Raw genomic sequence first — 21,020 nt, forward strand, 5'->3', positions numbered from 1 at the left:
AGCGCCGGCCAGCTTTGCTGGGAGGAGCTAGATCTTGGTCGTGAACCGAGCGGCCAAGTCCTTCTCCAGCTGCCTCCAGCCCTCGGCCTCATCGTCGTAAGGCGGAACTGGCTCGGACATTTCTCCGGTGTCCAGCAGGAAGTTCAGCAGCCACTGCAGCTGCTGGTTGCCCGCCAGTACCTCGTTCACGGCATCATCTCCAGCCCAGTCAGCGGCGTCTGCGAGTAGCTCGTACGCGCGGGCGAGCTGGGCGGTGTCCACGGCGTTCGGGCCCTTTTCAATGTCCTCGGCCAGACCGGTAAACGAGTACTCATTGTCCTCGTGCACTACGGCCTCCAGTTCACCTGCGTTGGCCGCGGTGATGATTTCATCCCACGTCGTCAGCGCCGACATGTCGTGATGCTTGTGCTCCAGCAGCCAACGCACCATCGTGCGGGGCTGTGAGAACGTGTGAATCTCACCGGCGCTGCCCAGGAATAGCGGGCGACGTCCCATGTAACAACGCAAGGTGTAGAGCGTGCGGCCAGCGATGGAGATCTTGATCGGGTCGATGCCAGCGTTGGCCCACACCGTCTGATCGTACGGATCGCCGGCGGTCTCCTCTGCGGACTTCTTTTCCTCTTCGCGCTTCTTCTCCGCCGCTTCACGACGCTCACGCTCCGCGGCCTCCGCCTCCTTTAATGCGGCTGCAGCAGCGGTTTCAGACTCTTCATCGATGCTCGGAGTATTTGCGCCGATGGCGTCGATAGCGTCAATGCAATTGTCCCAGTTGGTCAAGATGACATTACCGATAGCCGACCACTGAGCGGCGCCACTGCCCTGGAAGTGATCAGCACCATTTTGCGTGGCAGCCAGGACAGAGTGAGAGGCGAACATCTGGTTGATCGGAGTGAGATCCGCGATCGCACCAATCGAGCGAGTGATGGCAAGAATGCGATCAGCGCGCGAAACATGGTCGTAGTCGGCCCGGCCGGCCAGAATCTCTGGCAGCCCAATCAGGTCATAGCGGTGGCGTGGCGCCGCGATGGCAGCTCCCGGTAGCTGCTGGTTGAAGTTGCGCCAGCTGGGGTGCTGCGTGAAGTCGTGAGGAGCATCCGACTGTAGGAAAGCCAGGAGCTTTGCCGCCGATGAGAACAAATAGATGTCATCACCGCGGCCGAGCAGAGCCTGCCACTCGGAGCCACCCTCACGCCAGCTTGGAGCCCACAACGTGTAAAAGGTGCCCGAGGTCAGCTCGAGTTCGATAGGAACGATGCCTTTCCTGGCCATAGTTTTCGTCGCAGCCCTTCTGCTTGTCGGTGATTATTAAAACTCAAAAATTGTCATACCTGCAGCGCCCCCACGGGTGGCAAGTTTGCGTATTCCTATCTTAGAAGTTTTACGACGCAGATACCCACCGCACTATCCGGTCGGACGGTAGAACCCCTTAAACGGCATGCCGATGTTGGTCGTACGCACGGGGTTTACCTGCACCGGATCGCCCGCTTCGACCATCTTTCCGTCACCGATAACCATGGCGACATGGCCGTCCCACACTGCAAGATCGCCAGGTAGCAGTTCATCCTGGCTCACCTGTCTGCCGACGGCCTGTGCTTCTGCCGTGCGGGGAATATCAACACCAGCTTGCCCGTAGGCCCAGTGCGTTAAGCCTGAACAATCGAGCGCCTGCCCCGGAGTATTTCCGCCCCAACCATAGGGCGTTCCGACGGCACTGAGTGCAGCCTTCACCGCAGCTTGGGCCTCTGGTGTGGGCGCGCCAGCTCCAGCATCCGCAGGTACCGGCGCGCTGCCCGAATCGGACGACGCCTCCGAACCATCTGCAGCGTCGGTAGCGCTAGCCGAACCTGGGGTGTTCGTAGACGTAGAAGCGAGGGCGGCTTGAGTGATACCTGGGGCCTCCAACTGTGCCGAGTGAGGTGGGGTAGGGGTGTCCACCGCGGTACTCGCTTGCTGTATCAGCGACTGCACCAGAGGTCGCAGTTCTTGCTCGAGTTTCATGAGCCGCGCAATGGCCTGGGAGATCGCGGAACTGGCCGCTGAGGCTAGGCTGGCGCCGGTCGCGGCGAGACCAGCGGGCCCCGCAGCCGTCGCAGTCAACGAGCCCATGGCGGAAGTGACAAAATCCATGGCAATCCGGGCCAAATCAGTGGCCGCTGACATTACTGCGGCCAGCCCCTTGGCAATGTCACTGTCAATGGTTCCGGCGCGAGTTTCCAAGTCGGCTGCCGCATTTGCAGCCCGTCTGAGACTTGTTCCCGCGGCCCCTGCTCCGGAACCAGCACCATCGCCCCAGTTGCGGTCAACGGAATCTGCCACTGAGCGCCAGGCGGTACTCGCGGCGGGTATTGCGGCCCCAGCAAGTCCTGCCAGTGCGGGTGCGATGGCAGGACTTAGCTGTTGTGCAATCGCGGTGGGGACCTCCGTAAGTAGATTGGTGGGAAGCATCACGCACCGCCCATTCCGCGAGTTGCAACGGCTCCCATTTTCGGTGAGATGGACTGCAGCGCATATGCGCCGGCATCTTCAGCAGTGGACACCGCAGAGACAAGAGCGTTCAGTGCACGAGCAGCGCTGGTGCCGTACTCATTCAGCTCAGCTACATGCTCGTGTTGGTGCTGTAGAGCAGTGGCTGCAGCGTGACAGAAGGGCCCAGCAAACGGGACGTCGCCAAGCGAGAGCAGTGCGCTGATGCCCAAGTCAGCGCCGCTGACCTGCTGCGACAACGCGCCAAGGCGCGTGGCATCGGCAGAAATCAGCTCTGGCACCAGCGTAAAGACTGAGTCATTCCCGCTAGTGGTCGGAGAGAGAAAAGATCGGCTGTGGGAACTGTGTGGTGATGGACGGGACAATGTTGACGGCCTCTCTAGGAAATTCGCGTGTGGTTCAACACTCAGTGCTGTGGCAGAACGGCTAGCGGGGTTCGGACGGCGACTGAGTGGCAAGTGGTTTGGTAGTAGGCGGGCTTGCGCAAATAGGGCGCAGTAAATAGCCCTCGTATTGTTAGGCGCGAAAAAGGCCGATTCGGTTCCATATTTTTTGGGGAACGCGTTTTCAGAAATTTGCTTTTGCCGGCACCAGAGCAGCAAAAGCAAAGCAATGTATTTTGGAAGGCATGGAGATTACCGTTGTCAACCATCCCTTGGCACAGTCACGTTTGACCATTCTGCGCGACGCGCGCACTGATAACGCGGGCTTCCGTGCGGCACTCGCCGATCTGGGCGCAATGCTGATTTACGAGGCAAGCCGGGAGCTGCCCGTCGATAACTTCGATGTTCAGACCCCAATCACTACCGCGCCGGGTTACCGTCTGCAGGATCCGCCGATTATTGTTCCCGTCATTCGTGCGGGTCTTGGCATGATTGATCCGTCGCTGTCGATGATTCCGGATGCGCAGGTGGGCTTTATTGGCTTGGCTCGTAATGAGGAAACCCATGAGCCGGTGCCGTACCTCGAGGCGCTACCGGAGGATCTGTCCGGGCGCACTGTCTTCCTGGTCGACCCAATGCTGGCAACCGGCGGTTCACTGCTGCATGCCCTGAAGCTGTTGGTGGATCGCGGCGCGGACAACATCACGGCCGTGTGCATCATTTCCGCACAGCAGGGTGTCGACGCCTTGAAGGAATCCGGTTTCCCGGTGCGTCTTGTCACCACAGTGGTGGACCCGGATCTTAACGAGGATGCCTACATCGTGCCGGGTCTGGGAGATGCGGGCGACCGCCTCTACGGTCCCCGCAACATTGATCTTTAAATTGATCTCTTAGGCAGTGCCCCAGGCTTCTGCGGCGTACTTCTTGACGACCTCGTTGTCCTTGGTCACAAGAACTCCGTCGGGGGACATCTGGTACTTGTACGAGCCGTTTTGTGCAACAACGCGGTCGCCCTCATCGACGATGATGTCCATCGATCCGGAACCCTGTGGTGTATCGGAGCGGTAGTATTTCTCGCCGGAGCGCGTCTCACAAGCAGCAGCCTTAATTCCCTGTTCAGCGGCGATAACAGCAAAGGCGCGGTCACCGTTGTCGCAGCGTGCGGAGCTGCCCACGAAGCCCAGGCCGTCTAGGTCGGAGCGGCCAGTGCCGAAGTCCTGTCCCTCCGGAGCTGATGTCGGCTCTGAGCTCGTCGTCGTGGATGGCGAAGACGTGGTGCTCGGCGTAGACGACGAGGACGATGTCGAAGTGCTCGGCGTGCTTGACGACGTCTCGGAGGACTTCGACGTAGTTGTCGTCGTGGTGGTCGTCTTGCTCGTAGAAGTCGAACTCGTCGAGGACGGCGGTGTCGAACTGGGCGACGTCGGCTGCGAGGAGGAGGGGACCTCCGGACGCTGGGGCTCATCACTATTGTTCAGCGACAGGCCGATGGCGATGCCGATGACAACCACGAGTGCTGTGGCCACGATGATGATGGGGATGCTGAGAGACTTAGGTGTGCCATTGCCGGACATGCCTATTATCATCGCAGACTTCCTCAAAATGTGAAACATCTGATAATTGAAGAGGTCAAAGTTAAAGAAGTGGCTCCTGGTCATGTGTACGTCTGGCGCTGATAGTCAAACGCTTGCCGGCCACTGCTGTCGCTGGCGCAGTCGTCGGTAGGCCTCTTGTTACGTCCTGCCGGTGGAGCGCTTACACTGGAGAGTTGTGATTGAGGAGTTTATTAAGCACTGGTGGGCCGAGCACGCGAACGAGATTCTCGAGTGGCGGCGGCATCTTCATGCGCACCCAGAGCTATCTCACATGGAGCACGCCACCACGGCTTTTGTGGAGGAGAAGCTGCGTGCTGCAGGGCTGAAACCAGTGCTATTTCCCAACACCGGCCTGATGGTCGACATTGGTGAAGATGAACTCGCCGGTAGCGAAGCCGGAGGTGAATTGCCGGGGCGTCTCGCTTTCCGCGGTGATATAGACGCGCTTCCAATTACAGAGAGCACGGGGCTGGAGTTTGCCAGCACCAATGACGGCGTCATGCATGCCTGCGGGCATGATTTCCACACCACGATTACGCTCGCGACGGCTCTGGCTATGGCTGAGTACCACGAAAAGCACACGTTGCCGACGCCGCTGCGTTTCATTTTCCAACCCGCCGAGGAAGTCATGGTTGGCGGTGCACCCGAGGTTATCGCTGCCGGTGCACTCAATGGCGTTGAGCGTATTTTTGCCGTCCACTGTGAGCCGAAGCTGCGCGTCGGTCACGTCGGCGTTCGAACAGGTGCCATCACCTCTGCGGCCGACACGTTGGAGATTCAGGTGCATGGTCCGGGCGGGCATACCTCCCGCCCACAAATGACAGCAGATGTTGTCTATGCGCTGGGCAAATTGATTGTCGATTTGCCCGGCTTGCTGTCGCGACGCGTCGACCCGCGCACCGGCACCGTGCTTACGTTCGGCTCCGTTCACTCCGGGTATGCGCACAACGCGATTCCGTCTGAAGGCAGCGTCAGTGGCACCCTGCGTACCGCGGACATCAAGACCTGGCGCGACATCGATCCACTGGTCCGCGAACTCATTGAACAAGTCCTCGCTCCGACCGGCGCCGAGTGCACCATCAATTACGAGCGTGGCGTGCCGCCTGTACTTAACGACGAATACTGCACCGCCCTGATTGCGGAAGCAGTGCGACGAGTGGACGAGAATGCTGTCATTCAGGCCCCACAGTCGTCCGGTGGCGAGGACTTCGGTTGGTATCTCGAGCACGTCCCGGGCGCGATGGCCCGCTTGGGCTGCTGGTCCGGCCGCGGCGACAAATATGATTTGCACCGAGATGACCTAATCGTGGACGAGCGTTGCCTGGGCGTTGGTGTGAAACTCTTCGCTGGCATTGTTGCTCGCTATGAGGACGGCGCGCAGTCAACCATGACTGTCCGTTAGACTATGGGGGCAAAGCGGGGAAAATGCCTCCCGCGGTAGTTACATTGTGATATCCACGGCAACTTTGGAGGATTTGTGGCACAGAGGATCGTAATCATTGGCGGCGGCCCAGCCGGCTACGAAGCAGCGCTGGTTGGCGCCAAGTACGGTGCTGAAGTCACTGTGGTTGAGGATGCCGGGATGGGCGGTTCTTCCGTCCTGTGGGATTGCGTTCCCTCTAAGGCCTTCATCGCGGCGACGGGCGTTCGTACCGATATGCGTCGTGCGGACGAGATGGGTCTGCGTCCGGACTTTTCCCAGCGCAAAATCGACTTCACTGCGGTCAACGAGCGCGTTAAGCGCCTGGCTCAGCAGCAGTCCGACGATGTTCGCGCGCAGATGGAGCGTGAGGGCATCAAGATGCTGCAGGGCCGCGGTCGCCTCGATGACCACGACCCGGGCCGTGTAACTCACTACGTCACCGTCGACTTGCTCGAGGGCGGCGAGGTCACTCTTGAAGCCGACCTGGTGCTGGTCAGCACCGGTGCGTCCCCACGTATTCTGCCGGGTGCGATTCCTGATGGTGACCGTATTTTGACCTGGCGTCAGGTTTACGAACTGGAGGAGCTGCCAGAGCACCTCATTGTGGTCGGTTCTGGTGTTACCGGTGCTGAGTTCGTATCCTCGTTCACCGAGTTGGGCGTCAAGGTCACCATGGTCGCTTCGCGTGACCGCATCCTGCCGCACGAGGATGCTGACGCTGCAGATGCCCTGGAGGAGGTCCTGCTGGAGCGCGGTGTGGACGTTGTGAAGAACGCCCGCTGTGATCTTGTCGAACGCACTGAGGACGGCGGCGTTCGCGTCGTCACTTCCGACGGCCGTGAGGTCTTCGGCTCCCACGCGTTGATGACCGTCGGATCGATTCCGAACACTGCGGATATGGGTCTGGACGCAAGTGGTGTGAAAATGACCCCGTCTGGCCACATTCACGTTGACCGTGTTTCCCGCACCAACGTGCCGGGTATCTACGCTGCCGGTGACTGCACCGACTTGTTCCCGCTGGCTTCCGTTGCAGCTATGCAGGGTCGTATTGCGATGTACCACGCCCTCGGTGAAGGTGTTTCGCCAATTCGCCTGCGCACCGTTTCCTCGGCAGTGTTCACCCGCCCGGAGATTGCGACTGTTGGTGTCTCCCAGGCTCAGATTGAGTCCGGTGAGGTCTCCGCTCGTGTTGAGGTTTTCCCGCTGGCAGGTAACCCGCGTGCGAAGATGCGCTCGCTGCGCCACGGCTTCGTCAAGCTGTTCTGCCGTAAGAATTCCGGCATGATTATCGGTGGTGTGGTGGTCGCTCCGACCGCCTCGGAGCTGATTCTGCCAATTGCTGTGTGTGTCTCCAACCAGCTCACCGTCGATGACCTGGCAAGCTCCTTCTCTGTCTACCCGTCGCTGTCTGGCTCGATTACTGAGGCTGCTCGTCAGCTGATGGCACACGACGATCTGGACTAATGCTGGTATCGCGACTGGCAGCATGACCGGCCGCACTCGTAAATAAAACAAGCCGAGCCCCGAAAGTGGGGCTCGGCTTTTTGGCTGTGCAATAAGAACGTACCGATGCGCTTATGCTGCGCTTACTTGCTGGAGAGTTCAGCGTACTTAGCGGTGACTTCCTCCACAGACGGATTCGTGGCGTGCTCGCCATCGGAGTACAGCACAGTCGGCACAACGCGGTTGCCGTCATTGACGGACTCAACCCACTTCGAAAGGTCGTCGTGCTTTTCGACGTCCCAAGCCTCAAACGGAGTGCCGTTTTCCTTCAGGCCAGCAATGAGGTTCTGGCAGAAAGGGCACCAGGCCGCAGCGTAAATGGTCACGTGTTCGGTGGTCTGTGGAGTCTTCACATCAGTCATACTTAGTCCAACGCGCGGACCAAGGCCGATATTCCATTGCGCAATACGTCCGCCGGGCAGTAGCCCCACCTCAGAGCCTTGCTCGGAACCCTTCCCAGATGCTCTTCGGAGGCTTTCCTTCCGAGGCTTTTAAAGGAAGCTAATCCTCTAGACGCCGCCACGTGCAGAAGCGGTAGCGTAGGCCGGTCGTTGACGTCTGCCACGGGCCATCCTCGACACGAACCCAGTCGTAGAGGTCGGGAGCCATGACCGGTACCGGGACATTGACATCAGTATCAATGTCGGTGACCACGCATTCGTCGGCAAGCGAAAGTGCATCGCGATAGACACGTCCGCCCCCGAGAATCCATGCTGCGGGCTCGTCGGCGACGGCTGCGAGTGCCGCTTCGAGGCTGGCTGCGGATTCAGCGCCGGGGAAATCGGACACGGAGCGCGAAAGGACGATGTTTCGACGACCCGGGAGTGGACGGAACTTGGGATTCAGCGAGTCCCACGTGCGACGCCCCATGATGACCGGTGCGCCCATCGTCGTTGTTTTGAAATGCTGAAGATCTTCAGGCAGATGCCAGGGCATAGTCGCGCCGTCGCCGATAATGCCGGCCCGAGACTGCGCCCAAATCATCCCTACAAACGGGGGCCTTGCGCTGGTGGAAGCGGTGGACTCGTTCATGTTTACACTCACCTTTCGCTGACTTAGACAGCCACCTGACCGCGAATCAGAGGATGCGGGTCGTAGCCGATGACCTCGATGTCCTCGTAAGCGTAGTCGAAAATGCTGTCGGCCTTCCGAAGCTTCAGCGTGGGGTAGGGGCGTGGCTCACGGGAGACCTGCAGTTCGCACTGTTCAATGTGGTTGTCGTAGATGTGGCAATCACCACCGGTCCAGATGAACTCACCAACGTCCAAGCCCGCCTGCTGCGCCATCATGTGCGTCAACAGTGCATAGGAAGCGATGTTAAATGGTACGCCCAGGAACATGTCCGCGCTGCGCTGGTAGAGCTGGCAGCTGAGCTTGCCATCTGCGACGTAGAACTGGAACAGCAGATGGCATGGTGGCAGCGCCATATTGGAAATCTCGGAGACATTCCAGGCGCTGACGATGTTGCGGCGGCTATCCGGGTTGGACTTCAAAGTCTCCAGCGCCTGTGCAATCTGGTCGATGTGGTGCCCATCCGGAGTGGGCCAGGAGCGCCATTGCACGCCATAGACCGGGCCGAGGTCGCCGTTGTCGTCTGCCCACTCGTCCCAAATAGTCACTCCGCGGTCCTGGAGCCACTGGACGTTTGAATCGCCGCGGAGGAACCACAGCAGCTCGTACACGATGGACTTCAGGTGCACCTTCTTAGTGGTGATCAGTGGGAAGCCCTCGCTCAGATCAAAGCGCAGCTGGCGGCCGAACACTGAGCGAGTGCCCGTGCCTGTGCGGTCTGATTTAGCTGCTCCGTCAGCGAGAATTTCGCGCAGCAAATCCTCGTACGGAGTCTGAATGCCCTGATGAGCCTGTGTCGTGATGTCAGTGGAGTCGGTCATAGCCGCCCTAGCTTACCTACTTCTGCTCTTGATTCTTGAATTCCTTCACCGCTGCCAGAATCTCCTCCGACAGGTCCGGTCGGCAGAACAGCATATCCGGCAGGAAAGTATCGACATTATTGTAGGTCGGCGCGGAGCCGTCTAGGCGGCTGACGAAAAGTCCTGCGGACTTAGCGACGCCAACCGGCGCTGCCGAGTCCCACTCGTACTGACCACCGTCGTGGATGTAGGCGTCGTAGTCACCGAGCAGTACGTGCATTGCCTTCGCACCAGCGGAGCCCATCTCTACCAGCTCCATGCCCAGCTTGTCAGCGACGTACTTCGCCACAGCCGGTGGGCGAGTACGCGATACGACAATCTTGCCCGCACACGGCCCCTGGACAGCCTTGGCCTCACCCGTGTGGAAAACCTGGCCGTGATCCGGCAGACCAACAGCAGCGTGGGTCGGCTGACCGTCCTCTACCAGAGCGACATGAACTGCCCAGTCCTGGCGGCCCGAAGCGAACTCACGCGTGCCATCGAGTGGGTCAATAATCCACACCCGCTTTGAGTCCAGGCGCTCACGGTTATCCGCGGCTTCCTCCGACAGCAGTCCGTCGTCCGGACGGTGCTGCTCCAGTACGCGGGCAATCCACTCCTGTGCCAGTGCGTCGCCGGCATCTCCCAGAATGCGGCCACGCAGCAGGCCTACGTTGCGGACACCCTTGAGAATTTCACTGGCGCCCACGGCAAGTCGATAGGCAAGAACATCATCTTCAATGTAGGCAGACATGACTTAGATACTATTCACTTTTTCCCAACCCCGCTTTGCGACGGGATGCCGCGCCCCATCCTCACCGCAACCGAGTGGCCCTATGGGCTTAATGCCTCACTTTGCGCAGGCGTTAGGTGAGCTGCGCTAACTCCAGGTGCCCACTACGCATCCTGACTACACTTAAGTGGCATGAAGACCTTGCTGAATATCATTTGGCTGTTGTTCGGTGGCCTGTGGCTTGCTTTGGGCTACATTTTCTTCGGCGTTCTTGCCTGTATTTTGATTGTCACAATTCCCGCTGGCGTGGCCTCGTTCCGCATGGCTTCTTATGCACTGTGGCCGTTCGGACGCTCCGTGGTGGAGCGTTCCGGACGGGGCGCGGTCGGTGCCGTTAGCGCCGGTGTGATGAATGTAATCTGGTTCCTCATCGCCGGTCTGTGGCTGGCCATCGGTCACATCATGACTGCGGCGGCGCAGGCTGTCACCATCGTTGGAATTCCACTGGCCGTGGCCAACGTCAAGATGATTCCGGTGACCTGCTTCCCATTCGGCAAGGACATTGTGAAGGGCTACCGTGTGGACGGCTATGCGGTGAAGATTTAGAGGGATACAAATAACAACAGCCCGCCCGCAGCGAGAAGCCGAGGGCGGGCTGTTAGCTAGTTAGCCAGCTATCTCAGGGCCGTTAGCGCTTGTCGCGGTACCACGTCAGCAGCGCATCGGTGGAAGCATCGCCAGAATCCGGTGCTACTTCACCAGTGACCGCAGGCAGCAGGTCGCCGGCCTGCTGCTTGCCCAACTCGACACCCCACTGGTCGAAGGAGTTCAAGCCCCAAACAATGCCCTCGACGAAGGTGATGTGCTCGTAGAGTGCAATCAGTGCACCCACAGCGTCCGGGGTCAGTTCCTCGGCCATGATGGTCGTGGTCGGACGGTTACCAGGCATGACCTTGTGCTCTACGAGTTCCTCGTCAACGCCCTCTGCGCGAATTTCTTCTGCGGTCTTACCGAAGGCCAGCACCTTGGTCTGTGCGAAGAAGTTACTCATCAGCAGGTCGTGCATAGAACCTTCGCCGGATGCCGTCGGCAGATCCTGGCGTGGACGGGCAAAGCCGATGAAATCAGCCGGAACCAGGCGAGTTCCCTGGTGAAGGAGCTGGAAGAAAGCGTGCTGGCCGTTCGTTCCCGGCTCACCCCAGAAGATTTCTCCGGTGTTGTAGTCCACCCTCTTGCCGTCGGTACGCACGGATTTACCGTTCGATTCCATGGTGAGCTGTTGAAGGTACGCCGGGAACCGGGAGAGGTCTTCAGAGTAGGGTAGCACGGCATGCGACTGAGCGTCGAGGAAGTTTGAGTACCAGACGTTCAGCATGCCCATCAGCACTGGCACGTTCTGCTCCAGCGGAGCGTTGAGGAAGTGCTCATCCATTGCGCGGAAGCCCTGCAGGAAGCGCATGAAGTCCATCGGACCAACGACGGCCATGATGGACAGGCCGATGGCGGAGTCGACGGAGTAGCGGCCGCCGACCCAGTCCCAGAAGCCAAACATGTTCTCAGTGTCGATGCCGAATTCGGCGACCTTTTCGGCATTCGTGGAAACGGCAACGAAGTGCTTGGCGACGGCTTCTTCGCTACCCAGCTGCTGGATAAGCCAGCGGCGAGCTGCGTGAGCGTTGGAGAGCGTCTCCTGAGTGGTGAAGGTCTTGGAAGCGACGATAAACAGCGTGGACTCCGGATCGACCTCATCCAGAACTGCCTGCAGATCAGACGGGTCAACGTTGGAGACGAAGCGGGCATCAATGCCGGCAGTGGCGTAGGTGCGCAGCGCCTTGGTCACCATTGCCGGGCCCAAGTCGGAGCCACCGATGCCGATGTTGACCACAGTCTTAATGGTGTGACCCGTGTATCCCAGCCAGTCTCCACTGCGGAGGCTGCGAGCAAAGTCGCGCATGCGGCCGAGCACCTCATGCACGTCGGCAGCGACATCCTGGTCGCCGACGGTCAAATTTTCCTCTGCTGGCAGGCGCAGCGCTGTGTGCAGCACGGAGCGGTTTTCAGTGGTGTTGATCTTGTCACCGCGGAACATCTTTTCGCGTGCTTCCTCGATACCAGCGGCGCGAGCAAGTTCAACCAGCTCGGCAAAACCGTCGAGGCACATCAAGTTCTTGGAGAGGTCAACGTGGAGAGTGCCAGCATCGAAAGTCAGCTTCTCAGCGCGGCCTTCTTCATTTGTGAAGAGCTCACGCAGCGAGGTGGCGCGAACATTGTCCACGCGCTTAGCCAGCTGAGCCCACTGCTCGGTTCCAGTGATATCTACAGTCATTCCTGCTCCCAGGTGATTTTTGACGAAATGCACTTTATACATCCCCAGACTAGTTACGTTTTGGCGCTCTCGCCGGGCGGCAGGATGCGACCAGGCGTGACCGCAATCTGCCAGCAACTAGATTCCGCGGTGCCTATGCTTCGCCTATGCACCGACCATCCATCGGCTATCCGCCATCTACGAGCCCCTAGCCCGCTTCAGCAAAGGCACCTACCCTGGAAAATATGACTGATTTCACCCCTGATTACGACAACATCCTCAAAGACGTCCCCACAGGCCTTCTCCTCGGCGGCGAGTTCCGTCCCGCGTCGAATGGCGAGACCTTCGATGTCGTTAACCCCGCGACAGATAAGCCGCTGGTCCAGGTCGCTTCCGCCACAGAGGAGGACGCCAGGCAGGCGCTTGACGACGCCGTCGCAGCTCAGAAGGAGTGGAAGGCAACCCCGCCCCGCAAGCGCAGCGAGATTCTTTACCGCGCTTTTGAACTCATCCGTCGGGATGCAGACAAGTTGGCCCAGCTGCAGTCCCTGGAAATGGGCCGTGCGTTGCCGGATTCCAAGGCTGAGGTCGGCTACGGTGGCGAGTTTTTTCGTTGGTTCGCTGAGGAGGCCGTGCGTATCTCCGGCGATTACCGAATTTCTCCGAGCGGGACCTCGCGCGTCGCGGTGATTAAGCAGCCGGTCGGCCCGGCTTTGGCTATTACGCCGTGGAATTTCCCGCTGGCTATGGGGACTCGCAAGATTGCCCCGGCACTGGCCGCCGGTTGCCCGGTCATTATTAAGCCCGCGTCCAAGACTCCGCTGACCATGCTCTACCTGGGCAAACTTCTTGTCGAGGCCGGTGTTCCCGCAGGTGTCGTTTCCGTGTTGCCGACGGGGCACTCATCCAATGTCTCAGCCCTGCTTTCCGATGACCGCCTGCGCAAGTTCACCTTCACCGGTTCCACCGAAGTTGGCCAGATGCTCGCTGCGAAGGCCGCGGAAACTTCGATGAAAGTCTCCCTTGAACTCGGCGGAAATGCTCCGTTTGTCATTCTCTCTGATGGTGATGTCGATAAGGCTGTGCAGGCAGTCAGTGACGCCAAGCTCCGCAATGGCGGCCAGGTGTGTATCGCCCCGAATCGCTTTATTGTTCATGAATCCAAGAAGGATGCGTTCGTCGAAGGCGTCGTCAAGCGTTTTGCGGAGCTGAAGTTGGGCGAGGGTACCGATCCGGCGACGGACCTTGGGCCACTCGCGCTGCGTGATCAACAGGAAAAGGTTCGTGATCTGGTTGACGATGCGGTCAAGCGCGGTGCGAAGGTAGAGTGCGGCGGCAAGATCCCAGATCTCGGCGGCGCGCTTTCCGACGGCTACTTCTTCGAGCCCACAGTTCTGACTGATGTGCCCGAGGATGCGGATATTGTCCGAGAAGAGATTTTCGGTCCGGTGGTTGCGGTGACGACCTTCACGGACGATGGCCGTGCGATTGAGCAGGCAAATGACACCATCTTTGGCCTGGCTGCGTATGTGTTCAGTGAGAACCTGACCAAGGCGCTTAGTGCGGCAGAGGCGCTGGAGTCCGGCATGGTTGCGGTCAATAAGGGATCGCTGTCGGACCCGTCGGCGCCGTTCGGTGGTGTCAAGCAGTCCGGCCTTGGCCGCGAGGGTGGCTTCACCGGTATCGATGAGTTCCTAGAGGAAAAGCTGATTTCCCTGGAAGGCTAGACGGGCGAGTAGCTGGCGAGGGTTAGCCCAGGCGACCGCGTCCCATGCGCAGCAGCGCCGACGCGATCGCCGGGCCCTCTGGGCCAAGTGCGTCGCGGAACTCGTTGATGATCTGCACCTCTCGGCCGTGCACGAGACGCGTGCCGCCAGATCCCAGGCGGGTTTTGCCGACGGCCTTACTGATTGCGGTGCGGCGTTGAATGGCATCGATAATCAGCCCGTCAAGGCGGTTGATTTCCTTGCGGTACTGTTCGATCTCCGCGGAGCTCAACGGGTCATCGGTACCGGTGGGGGTGCGGACTTCAAAAGGGGATACTGCCGCCGCCTGCTGGCTGTGCTCGGCGCCGTCGGTGTTGTCGGTGTGTGCGGCGCGAGTGTCCGCAGGGTTTTCGCTCATAGTTCTTATTGTGCCAAAGGATTCGAACAGTCCAATCCGGGGGCTCGGCTACTGTAGTAGCCATCATGGGAAATGAAACTGGAATGCTGTTCGGGTCCTTCAATGCTGACGATGGACGTAGTGGCGATAGCCATGCTGGTTCGAACCACGGTGAGGCGGGCGGTGCTACGCCTGGCCGTGGTGGGTTCGGCCACTTCGCCAGCGCTGGTAGCAATAGCGCACCGAGTGACGCTGCCAGCTTTGGCGGCGGTTTTGGCGGTGGCTTCGAGCCCAGTTTTGATTCAGAGTCGCTGCTAGAGGGGCTTAATCCGCAGCAGCGCCAAGCAGTGGAGCACATTGGTTCACCACTGTTGATTGTGGCTGGAGCGGGTTCAGGAAAGACATCTGTGCTGACGCGCAGGATTGCATACCTGATCGGTGCGCGTGGGGTCCTGCCAAGCCAAATTTTGGCTATTACCTTTACCAATAAGGCCGCAGCCGAGATGCGCGAGCGTGTGGCGGGACTGGTCGGTGACCAGGCGCGGCGTATGTGGGTGTCCACGTTCCACTCCATGTGTGTGCGCATACTGCGCATGCAGCATGCGCTAGTACCGGGGCTTAATTCCAATTTCTCTATTTATGATTCGGACGACTCCCGGCGTTTGCTGTCCATTATCGCTAAGGACATGGACCTAGATGCCAAGAAGTTCACCGGCCGCGTGCTCTCGTCGCGTATCTCCAATCTCAAGAATGAGTTGATTGACCCGGAGAAGGCCCTCGCGGACGCGTCGACGACGCGCAATCCTTTTGATGACGTCGTTGCACGGGTTTACCTGGAGTACCAGACCAGGCTACGGGCGGCTAATGCCGTGGACTTTGACGATCTAATCGGTGAGGTCGTTCGGATTTTCACCAATCACCCGCAGGTTGCAGAGTATTACCGTCGCCGTTTCCGGCATGTGTTGGTGGACGAATACCAGGACACCAACCATGCGCAGTATGTTTTGGTCTCGACGCTCGTCGGCAAGCCCGGTGGAGATGTGCCTCCGAGTGAGCTGTGTGTGGTGGGCGATTCGGACCAGTCCATTTATGCCTTCCGTGGTGCGACTATTCGCAATATTGAGGAGTTTGAGAAGGACTATCCGGAGGCCACGTCGATTCTGCTGGAGCAAAACTATCGCTCGACGCAGACGATTCTGTCGGCGGCCAATGCGTTGATTGCGCGCAATGAGAACCGCCGGGAGAAGAAGCTGTGGACCGATCTCGGTGAGGGCGGCAAGATCAAGGGCTACGTGGCGGACAATGAGCACGATGAGGCTCGGTTTATCGCTAACGAGATTGAGCAATTGGTCGACTACGGGCCGTACTCGTATTCAGATGTGGCGATTTTCTACCGCACCAATAATTCCTCCCGTGCGCTAGAGGATGTCTTCATTCGTATGGGCGTTCCGTACACGGTGGTTGGTGGCACCAGGTTCTATGAGCGTAAGGAAGTACGCGATATTGTCGCCTACCTGCGCGTTATTGAGAACTTCGACGATGATGTTTCGCTGCGTCGCATTATCAATACGCCGCGCCGCGGAATCGGTGACCGTGCGGTGGCTCATGTGTCGCTCTATGCCGAGGACGAGAGGTGCTCGTTCGGCACGGCGCTACGTGCCGTAGCGGAGGGTAAGGTTCCGGCGGTGGCGGCGCGGAGTCGAAACGCGATGGCGGCGTTCGTCGAGATGATTGATGGCTTGGCGGCGGATATGGCATCCGGTGAACTGGCCGATATCGGTGATTTGGTCAACGCGATTATTGATCGCAGTGGGTACAAGTCGGAGCTCGAGCGCTCCAATGATCCGCAAGATGCCACGCGCCTGGACAACCTCAATGAGCTCGTCAGCGTTGCGCGGGAGTTCTCTGCAGAGGCGCGGATGATGTCGTCGGTGGATATTAGCGCTGATGTAAATGAAGGCTCTGGCGCTGCAGCTGATGCTGAAAGCGGTGCTGATACTAGTGGCGAGTCCGAGGTGGAATCTGGAATCGCGAATGACCTCGCGCGTGATTTCGCGGCCGACTTCGACAACGATGGGGAAGCGGAACCGGGAAGTCTGCAGGCATTCCTCGAGCGAGTTTCTCTGGTGGCCGATGCGGATCAGATTCCGGATGATGACACCGGTGTAGTGACGTTGATGACGCTACATACGGCTAAGGGCCTGGAGTTTCCGGTGGTATTTCTCATTGGCTGGGAAGACGGACTGTTCCCGCACCTGCGCGCCCTGGGCGATCCGAAGGAGCTGGCTGAAGAGCGACGTCTGGCCTATGTGGGTATTACCCGAGCTCGCAAGCAGCTGTATCTCACGCGCGCTGTGACTCGGTCCTCGTGGGGTTCGCCGCAGAATAATCCGCCTTCACGTTTCCTGGGGGAAGTCCCAAGCGACCTGATCGATTGGCTGCGCGAGGCTCCGGCTCGCAGCTGGGGCGCCGGTTCTGGTGGTTTTGGTTCTGGTGGCTACGGCGCGGGCAGCGCGTTTGGTCGTGGCCATGGTGCCTCGTCGGGCTTCGGTTCCAGCTCGGGCTTCGGCTCTGGTGGATCCTCTAACTCTGGTGCGTCATCCCGAAAGAAGAATCAGGTCTTGCACCTAGAGCCCGGTGACAAGGTTGTTCACGACAAGTACGGCTTAGGCACTGTGCTTGAGGTCCAAGGGGCCGCGCCCCGGGCAACTGCGATGATTGACTTTGGATCCGCAGGTAAGGTCCGCATGATGCTTATCGGCGGCGTGCCCATGGAGAAGTTGTAAAAGAACAACCACCGCCCGACTGGCCGTCCCTACCCGCGGCCGTGCACGTGCCACTATCGCGTGGAGGCTACTTAGGCTTCTTCGCTGTCACCCAGCAGTTGATGGTGGCATCTTGTACTTCGGTGCCGTTGGCATCGGTCAGCACGATGTGGACGGGAAAATCTACCCCACCAGTCTCCGGTGTGATGGTGGAGAAGTCCGGCAACTCAGCCTTGGCCACAGCCGTCAGGCCACCAACGGAGATGCGCTTGTAGTTCGTCGTCATGCCCTTTGGAACCCAGCGATGCGTTGTCGGTACGCTGGCCTCACAGAGCATGCCCATCGCGAATTCAGCGAGGTTACACGCAGCAATCGCATGCACGGACTTAATGTGATTACGCACGCCCCACCAAGCGGGCATGCGCGCTACCGCCAGTCCAGGCTGCATCGTCTCTAGCTTGGGACAGATTGTGCGGAAATATGGCGCCGTCAATGCGGCGGTTAAGGAAAATAGACGCTTGCCGACGACTGGAGTCGCAGCCAACTTCTTCCACATGCGGAATGTTTGAGTCTCTGCCATGTGTCAAGAGTAAAGCCCCAGTACCGGCGGCGATGCCGGTTTCTGAAAAATTTAATCAGGGGAGGCTTGCAGCCGCGGTCAAACAGGGGCCGGTGCACAGGTAGGGCCTTCGCAGAGCGGCCAGGCTTGCTCGTACCTGTGCCGATACCTGATTAGTTCAGGTTCAGACCACGCTGGATGAACCAGGTCACCGGGTCGACCGGAGTGGTGCCATCCGGGTGGATCTCGAAGTGGAGGTGCGTACCGGTGGAGAAGCCGCGGTTGCCCATACCGGCGATGACCTGACCAGCTCGGACAGCTTCTCCGACAGCAACGTAGATGGACTCGATGTGGCCGTAGACGGAAACAGAGCCGTCGTCATGGCGAACGCGAATCCACTGGCCGTAGCCCTGAGCCGGGCCTGCATCGATAACAGTGCCGTCCATGACGGACATGATTGGGGTGTTGGTGACGTTAGCCAGGTCGACACCGTAGTGGAAGGTTCCCCAGCGTGAGCCGAACGGTGAGGTCAGCAGCCCCACGGTCGGGATGGAGAGTTTCGGAGCGCGGGCAGCCTGGTCGCGAGCAACGCGCTCCTGGTTGTACTGCAACGCCGTAGCGAGGTGGTCGCTGAGGTTAGTGCTCGGATTGAAGGAGCTGGAGGCCAGCACCATCGGAGCGTTGTTCTTCGGCTGAGCAGCGCGGGTCTGAGTCGAAGCTGAGTTCTCCGGAGCCTTATTCTCGGTCTCAGCTGCGTGGGCGACCGCGTTGGAGGAAGCGATCGTCGATGCGGACAGTGCGACCAGTGCTGCGCGAGAAGTTGCGGAAACCTCTACCTTGCGGTGCTTTCCGCCTCCGCGACGAGCATTGAAAAACGTCACTTCAATCTCCCTGCCAACGAAACTCTTTGTAACCCAACTGTTATCTAACTTCTGCGATAATAACGGTTCGATATAGGGCAAGCAACTTGTTTTTAGAGAACTTGTTCGCTGATTCGTCAGTTTCAGTTCAATAGGGCCGTGCTGTGGCCGTGGGGCTGTTGTCTTGTATCACGGATCCGGTGAAGCGCAACCGGTGTGTTGCCAGGGGATTTATGGCGGATGCCCCTTAATCGAGGGGCTGGGTAGGGGGGGATCGGCAAGTAGTTTCCGGGTGAACTAAGGGTGTGGTCGCGGGGGTGGCAAAAAGTAACCCATCGGCGTTGACAAATGGAAACCAAAGGTGAAGCCACTTTGGGGGGGGGGAGGGGGCAAAAGGAGATCGGACTCAACGGATACCGTCCGTCCTGGGATCCGTACCTTCAAATTAGACTCTGCAATGCCTAAACAAAGAGGCGTTGTATGTATGGCACTATATGGCCATGGCTGTGACGCACCCTTGCGTGGCACCCTATCTATATAGGTGGGCAATCAGCTGTCAATGATTAGACGCGGGAAGGACGATGTCACTGTGAAAGGCGCGGATTCGCGGAGAGGTTCCTCCGGTAGCGATCGAAATCGGCGAAGCCGCACCGGTGCCGGTGGCAGCGGCGGGGGTTCCCGTAGCGTCCGCAGCGAGCGCACTGCCCGCGCATGGCAGAATACGCAGGCCGGTCAGACTGGCGGTGCGCGCAGCGTCGGTGCCGACAGCAATCGAGCCGCCACGACGAAGATGAAAGCGGGGGGCTCCGGAACGTCGTCACGCAAGGGGCGTCCCTCGGGGTTCCGTCGTTTCATTAACTCGCCTCGTACACGCCGGTTTGGGCTGTCTGTTGCCGGTTCTTACGGCGTCGTATTGCTGTTCATCATCTCGGTAGCTCTGATTGGCGTCATCGTCAGTGGCGCTGGAATGTCTCCGCTTCCAGCGAGTATCGCGTCGATGTGGATGATCTTTAACCTCGCGCCGTTCCGTTTTAACGGCACGACGCTGGGGCTCACACCAGCACTGCCCGCGGTGCTGATGGTGTTGTTCATCGCCTGGCGTGTACGCCGCGAAGTCGCTGACCGCATCAGCATCAAGGATGTCCGCGCGTTGGTCGGCGCGTATCTGGGCACGCCCATTGTTCTCACCATCATCGCGTGGCTCATGCTTTACGACGCGTCGAAGGTGTTTCCCCGCGTTCAGACCCCTAGTTTCGGCCTTGCGATTGCAGCCGCGCTGCTTGTAAATCTCGTGGCCTTGGTGCTGGGAATGGGGCAGCGGTTGCTGCGTGCACTACTGCTGCGCCGGAAGCTGCCGGAGTGGTTGCTCGGGTCGGCCCGTCTGGCGGGCAGCTACGTGGCATGGCTGTGGCTGGCCGGTGTTGTGGTGACACTCGTTTCGCTGATTTGGCATCGAGAGTTGCTGGCAGAGACATTTGCAATCACGGATACCGTCGGTGAAAGTGTTGCGGTCAGCGGCCTCTCGCTGCTGTACCTGCCAAATGTGGCCTTCGGTGCTGTCGGTGTGCTGGTGGGCGGAAAATCGACGTTTGGGCCAGCGGAGGCTGGGCTGTTCGCAGTGCACCCGGCTCAGCTGCCACCGCTGCCGATTTTGGCTGCCATGCCTCAGTCGCTGGTGCACTGGGCTTTCGGAGTGCTGATTGTGCTACCGCCAGCCGTTGCGGCTTGGCGCGTCGTGGCATTCCTGAAGAAATCTGCACCGAAGCAGCCCTACCTGGTCGTCGTTCTCGCTGCCGTGTGGTCGATCATCTTCCTCATGGGGCTGGCTTGGCTGCTCGGCGGTGAGGTTGGCATCTTTGGGTGGGCCGGTGCCTCCTGGTGGCTGACTGGACTGCTCGGCTCGATGTGGCTGGTTGTTCCGGGGGCCATCGTGGTTGTTGCGATGACCGGTGTGCCGTCACTTGGTAGGGACAAGGGAGTCTCGGAAGTGGCCGCCGAGAAGTTCCCGCCGAAGCCTGCGGGAGATGGAAACGGTCATGCTGAGGCTGAGGATGCCGGCGACGCCGATAAGTCCGACAATGACGGGAGCGGTTCGGAGGAGTCGGAGGAGATTGTCGACGGGGAAGTCGTAGCGACCTCCGAAGATGAAGCGACCTCCGAAGACGAAGCCGAGTCCGACACAGAGGAGGAATCAGAGTCCGGTGCTGAGTCTGAAGACACTTCAGAAGACGCTGAGGAATCGGACGACTCTGAAGAGGATTCAGAAAGCGCCGCAGGCGGAGAAGCATCGGGCGAAGTAGATGCGACCGACGAGGACGAATCCGATGAGGACACCGAAGACTCGGAGGAAGGCGGCGACGGGGAACCGTCGTCAAGCCAAAAGAGCTAAGCCAACTT

Annotated in this window: 19 protein-coding genes; 7 read left to right on the forward strand and 12 right to left on the reverse strand. The window is 59.4% G+C overall.

Annotated features, from left to right (window positions below; genetic code table 11):
• Positions 1-27 precede the first annotated feature (27 nt).
• The 3 genes from ADM64_RS04530 to ADM64_RS04540 form a co-directional block, all read right to left on the reverse strand.
• Positions 28-1,269, reverse strand: coding sequence for a hypothetical protein (locus ADM64_RS04530; protein WP_016422149.1), 1,242 nt, complete (start codon positions 1,267-1,269; stop codon positions 28-30).
• Positions 1,270-1,401: 132 nt separating this feature from the next.
• Positions 1,402-2,445, reverse strand: a complete 1,044-nt coding sequence (locus ADM64_RS04535; RefSeq protein WP_049193274.1) for a C40 family peptidase — start codon at positions 2,443-2,445, stop codon at positions 1,402-1,404.
• Complete coding sequence (locus ADM64_RS04540) at positions 2,445-2,765, reverse strand: hypothetical protein (protein ID WP_049193276.1); 321 nt, start codon at positions 2,763-2,765, stop codon at positions 2,445-2,447. The genes ADM64_RS04535 and ADM64_RS04540 overlap by 1 nt, the downstream gene beginning before the upstream one ends.
• Positions 2,766-3,112: 347 nt before the next feature.
• On the opposite strand from ADM64_RS04540, the gene upp reads away from it, so the two are divergent.
• Entirely contained in the window at positions 3,113-3,748 is a 636-nt protein-coding gene (upp, locus tag ADM64_RS04545; RefSeq protein ID WP_016422152.1) for a uracil phosphoribosyltransferase, read from the forward strand.
• A 9-nt stretch (positions 3,749-3,757) separates the two neighbouring features.
• On the opposite strand, the gene ADM64_RS10910 is transcribed toward upp, so the two are convergent.
• Positions 3,758-4,441, reverse strand: coding sequence for a hypothetical protein (locus ADM64_RS10910; protein ID WP_141744775.1), 684 nt, complete (start codon positions 4,439-4,441; stop codon positions 3,758-3,760).
• 196 nt (positions 4,442-4,637) lie between these two features.
• Here ADM64_RS10910 and ADM64_RS04560 point away from each other — a divergent pair, with 196 nt between their 5' ends.
• Complete coding sequence (locus ADM64_RS04560; protein WP_049193278.1) at positions 4,638-5,864, forward strand: M20 family metallopeptidase; 1,227 nt, start codon at positions 4,638-4,640, stop codon at positions 5,862-5,864.
• 75 nt (positions 5,865-5,939) lie between these two features.
• Positions 5,940-7,349 (forward strand): NAD(P)H-quinone dehydrogenase, encoded by a 1,410-nt coding sequence (locus ADM64_RS04565; RefSeq protein ID WP_049193280.1) that lies wholly within the window; start codon positions 5,940-5,942, stop codon positions 7,347-7,349.
• A 122-nt stretch (positions 7,350-7,471) separates the two neighbouring features.
• Here the strand turns inward: ADM64_RS04565 and ADM64_RS04570 are convergent, their stop codons facing one another.
• The 4 genes from ADM64_RS04570 to ADM64_RS04585 all read right to left on the reverse strand — a co-directional run bounded on the left by ADM64_RS04570 (position 7,472) and on the right by ADM64_RS04585 (position 10,052).
• Positions 7,472-7,750 (reverse strand): mycoredoxin, encoded by a 279-nt coding sequence (locus tag ADM64_RS04570; protein WP_038627805.1) that lies wholly within the window; start codon positions 7,748-7,750, stop codon positions 7,472-7,474.
• Between the two features lie 139 nt (positions 7,751-7,889).
• Positions 7,890-8,420: a dihydrofolate reductase gene (locus ADM64_RS04575; protein WP_049171970.1), complete on the reverse strand. Its 531-nt coding sequence runs from the start codon at positions 8,418-8,420 to the stop codon at positions 7,890-7,892.
• 23 nt (positions 8,421-8,443) lie between these two features.
• Positions 8,444-9,280: a thymidylate synthase gene (locus tag ADM64_RS04580; protein ID WP_049171972.1), complete on the reverse strand. Its 837-nt coding sequence runs from the start codon at positions 9,278-9,280 to the stop codon at positions 8,444-8,446.
• 16 nt (positions 9,281-9,296) lie between these two features.
• Entirely contained in the window at positions 9,297-10,052 is a 756-nt protein-coding gene (locus ADM64_RS04585) for a 3'(2'),5'-bisphosphate nucleotidase CysQ (RefSeq protein WP_049171974.1), read from the reverse strand.
• Between the two features lie 171 nt (positions 10,053-10,223).
• Here ADM64_RS04585 and ADM64_RS04590 point away from each other — a divergent pair, with 171 nt between their 5' ends.
• On the forward strand, positions 10,224-10,637 hold the full coding sequence (locus tag ADM64_RS04590; protein WP_049171975.1) for a YccF domain-containing protein: 414 nt from the start codon (positions 10,224-10,226) through the stop codon (positions 10,635-10,637).
• An 82-nt stretch (positions 10,638-10,719) separates the two neighbouring features.
• On the opposite strand, the gene pgi is transcribed toward ADM64_RS04590, so the two are convergent.
• Positions 10,720-12,357, reverse strand: coding sequence for a glucose-6-phosphate isomerase (gene pgi / locus ADM64_RS04595; RefSeq protein ID WP_049171977.1), 1,638 nt, complete (start codon positions 12,355-12,357; stop codon positions 10,720-10,722).
• 224 nt (positions 12,358-12,581) lie between these two features.
• Here pgi and ADM64_RS04600 point away from each other — a divergent pair, with 224 nt between their 5' ends.
• Positions 12,582-14,063: an NAD-dependent succinate-semialdehyde dehydrogenase gene (locus tag ADM64_RS04600; protein WP_049193283.1), complete on the forward strand. Its 1,482-nt coding sequence runs from the start codon at positions 12,582-12,584 to the stop codon at positions 14,061-14,063.
• A gap of 22 nt (positions 14,064-14,085) precedes the next feature.
• Here the strand turns inward: ADM64_RS04600 and ADM64_RS04605 are convergent, their stop codons facing one another.
• Positions 14,086-14,460, reverse strand: a complete 375-nt coding sequence (locus ADM64_RS04605) for a chorismate mutase (protein ID WP_049171980.1) — start codon at positions 14,458-14,460, stop codon at positions 14,086-14,088.
• A 65-nt stretch (positions 14,461-14,525) separates the two neighbouring features.
• Here ADM64_RS04605 and ADM64_RS04610 point away from each other — a divergent pair, with 65 nt between their 5' ends.
• Positions 14,526-17,225: a UvrD-helicase domain-containing protein gene (locus tag ADM64_RS04610; protein WP_016422162.1), complete on the forward strand. Its 2,700-nt coding sequence runs from the start codon at positions 14,526-14,528 to the stop codon at positions 17,223-17,225.
• Positions 17,226-17,292: 67 nt separating this feature from the next.
• Here the strand turns inward: ADM64_RS04610 and ADM64_RS04615 are convergent, their stop codons facing one another.
• Both ADM64_RS04615 and ADM64_RS04620 read right to left on the reverse strand, forming a co-directional pair.
• On the reverse strand, positions 17,293-17,784 hold the full coding sequence (locus ADM64_RS04615; protein ID WP_038627827.1) for a hotdog fold domain-containing protein: 492 nt from the start codon (positions 17,782-17,784) through the stop codon (positions 17,293-17,295).
• 152 nt (positions 17,785-17,936) lie between these two features.
• On the reverse strand, positions 17,937-18,644 hold the full coding sequence (locus tag ADM64_RS04620; RefSeq protein WP_016422164.1) for a M23 family metallopeptidase: 708 nt from the start codon (positions 18,642-18,644) through the stop codon (positions 17,937-17,939).
• 538 nt (positions 18,645-19,182) lie between these two features.
• On the opposite strand from ADM64_RS04620, the gene ADM64_RS04625 reads away from it, so the two are divergent.
• Positions 19,183-21,012 carry a DUF6350 family protein gene (locus ADM64_RS04625; protein ID WP_016422165.1) on the forward strand — a complete coding sequence of 610 codons (1,830 nt, stop codon included), beginning with the start codon at positions 19,183-19,185 and terminating at the stop codon, positions 21,010-21,012.
• Positions 21,013-21,020: the final 8 nt, after the last annotated feature.

The organism is Corynebacterium sp. 401_CJEI (assembly GCF_001076435.1).
Lineage (GTDB): Bacteria > Actinomycetota > Actinomycetes > Mycobacteriales > Mycobacteriaceae > Corynebacterium > Corynebacterium jeikeium_D.

Bases quoted from the DNA above. Each gene is read 5' to 3' on its own strand.
- ADM64_RS04590 (WP_049171975.1), top strand. From the start codon at position 10,224: ATGAAGACCTTGCTGAATATCATTTGGCTGTTGTTCGGTGGCCTGTGG.
- ADM64_RS04570 (WP_038627805.1), bottom strand. From the start codon at position 7,750: ATGACTGATGTGAAGACTCCACAGACCACCGAACACGTGACCATTTAC.
- ADM64_RS04535 (WP_049193274.1), bottom strand. From the start codon at position 2,445: ATGCTTCCCACCAATCTACTTACGGAGGTCCCCACCGCGATTGCACAA.
- upp (WP_016422152.1), top strand. From the start codon at position 3,113: ATGGAGATTACCGTTGTCAACCATCCCTTGGCACAGTCACGTTTGACC.
- ADM64_RS04615 (WP_038627827.1), bottom strand. From the start codon at position 17,784: ATGGCAGAGACTCAAACATTCCGCATGTGGAAGAAGTTGGCTGCGACT.
- ADM64_RS04605 (WP_049171980.1), bottom strand. From the start codon at position 14,460: ATGAGCGAAAACCCTGCGGACACTCGCGCCGCACACACCGACAACACC.
- ADM64_RS04625 (WP_016422165.1), top strand. From the start codon at position 19,183: ATGATTAGACGCGGGAAGGACGATGTCACTGTGAAAGGCGCGGATTCG.
- ADM64_RS04600 (WP_049193283.1), top strand. From the start codon at position 12,582: ATGACTGATTTCACCCCTGATTACGACAACATCCTCAAAGACGTCCCC.
- ADM64_RS04575 (WP_049171970.1), bottom strand. From the start codon at position 8,420: ATGAACGAGTCCACCGCTTCCACCAGCGCAAGGCCCCCGTTTGTAGGG.
- ADM64_RS04530 (WP_016422149.1), bottom strand. From the start codon at position 1,269: ATGGCCAGGAAAGGCATCGTTCCTATCGAACTCGAGCTGACCTCGGGC.
- pgi (WP_049171977.1), bottom strand. From the start codon at position 12,357: ATGACTGTAGATATCACTGGAACCGAGCAGTGGGCTCAGCTGGCTAAG.
- ADM64_RS10910 (WP_141744775.1), bottom strand. From the start codon at position 4,441: ATGTCCGGCAATGGCACACCTAAGTCTCTCAGCATCCCCATCATCATC.
- ADM64_RS04610 (WP_016422162.1), top strand. From the start codon at position 14,526: ATGGGAAATGAAACTGGAATGCTGTTCGGGTCCTTCAATGCTGACGAT.
- ADM64_RS04580 (WP_049171972.1), bottom strand. From the start codon at position 9,280: ATGACCGACTCCACTGACATCACGACACAGGCTCATCAGGGCATTCAG.
- ADM64_RS04585 (WP_049171974.1), bottom strand. From the start codon at position 10,052: ATGTCTGCCTACATTGAAGATGATGTTCTTGCCTATCGACTTGCCGTG.